This window comes from Silicimonas lutimaris (genome assembly GCF_047314965.1).
GTDB lineage: Bacteria > Pseudomonadota > Alphaproteobacteria > Rhodobacterales > Rhodobacteraceae > JAVJUV01.
In genome coordinates this window covers 1-1,379 of sequence record NZ_JBLBVK010000017.1, presented here as the reverse complement: position 1 = coordinate 1,379, position 1,379 = coordinate 1, and the positions used below count along the sequence as shown (strand labels likewise).

1 protein-coding gene is annotated in these 1,379 nt (G+C 55.6%); it reads left to right on the top strand.

Going from position 1 to position 1,379, the window contains the following annotated elements:
- Positions 1-193 precede the first annotated feature (193 nt).
- Positions 194-1,348: an NAD(P)/FAD-dependent oxidoreductase gene (locus ACKLNI_RS00665; protein ID WP_413717061.1), complete on the top strand. Its 1,155-nt coding sequence runs from the start codon at positions 194-196 to the stop codon at positions 1,346-1,348.
- The last annotated feature ends 31 nt before the right edge of the window (positions 1,349-1,379 follow it).

The following is a 1,379-nucleotide window of genomic DNA, read 5'->3' as shown; positions in this document are numbered from 1 at the left end:
GTCATAAGCTCGATTTTCTGGCACGTCCGGTGTCGGTGGAAACTGCCGTCGGGGTCGTAGCCAGTTGACGGCTCCAGTGCCTGACTGGCCCGTCGCGATTTTTTTCGACATGCCGCAGGGATGATTTTTCGCCCCCATTATTCCGAGATGATCTTATGATGAAACATCCTGGCCCGGCGATAGCCTTCATGTCGTGTCGCAGGCGAACAGAGAAGGGACGGCAATGATGTCACGGGTTTTGATCTTGGGGGCCGGCTTTGGAGGCATGGAGCTTGCCACGCAACTGTCAGATGCGTTTGGCGAAGCGGCTGACGTAACTGTAATCGACAAGGGGCAAGACTTCGTCTTTGGCTTCTCCAAGCTGGAGGTCGCGTTCGGCAAACAGACTTTGGAGGATGTCCGCCATCCCTACCGGGATTTTCACAAGCCTGGCGTCCGGTTGGTGCATGATACGATTACAGCCATTGATCCCGCGGCGCGTCAGGTGACGACAGAGAATGGCAGCTATAGCGCTGAATATCTTGTGGTTGCGCTAGGGGCAGAGGTCATACCGTCTGCCACGCCGGGACTGGCAGAGATTGGCACACATTTTTATAGCCTCGACGGTGCCGAACGCGTTTGCGCGGCCTTGCCCGATTTCAAGAAAGGCCATGCCATCATTGGCATTTGTGGCTTTCCCTACAAATGCCCGCCCGCTCCAACGGAATGCGCTCTGATGTTGGACAATTACTTACGTCAACGTGGCCTGCGGGATGCCTGTGAGATCACTTTGGTGTCGCCTCTGTCGATCCTTACTCCTGTGTCGCGAGAGCTGTCGGATGATCTGATGCACGCCTGTGATGAAGCCGGAGTGAAGGTCCTTTTGAAAACATTGGTCACATCTGTTGAGGGTGGCGTTGCCACACTTGATGACGGCCAGCAGCTGCCGTTCGATTTGTTCCTTGGCGTGCCAAAGCATGCCGCGCCACAAGTGGTCCGCGACAGTGACCTGGCCGAAGGTGACTGGGTTCCGATTGACCTCGCTTCGATGCAAACAGCTTTTCCAAATGTCTATGCGATTGGCGACATGGCCAAAACCGGTTTGCCGAAAGCTGGTTCGTTTGCCGAAAGTCAGGCCAGCGCAGTTGCCAGCGACATTCTGTCAAAGACCAAAGATGTTGCCGCAAAGCCCAACACGGGCAGCGGAGAGTGTCAGGTCGAATTTGGGGACGGCCGGGTCAGTTGGGCCGATGCAGATTTCCTTAGCGGGCCGAAGCTGGAAGTTGTTTATAACCCACCTTCGCTTGAGGGGCGAAAGCACAAAGAAGCCTTCGCGAAAAGCCGCGAAATGCGGTGGTTTGGGCAGTAGCGATTGCGATAACCCAAAAGGCCCGCATCTT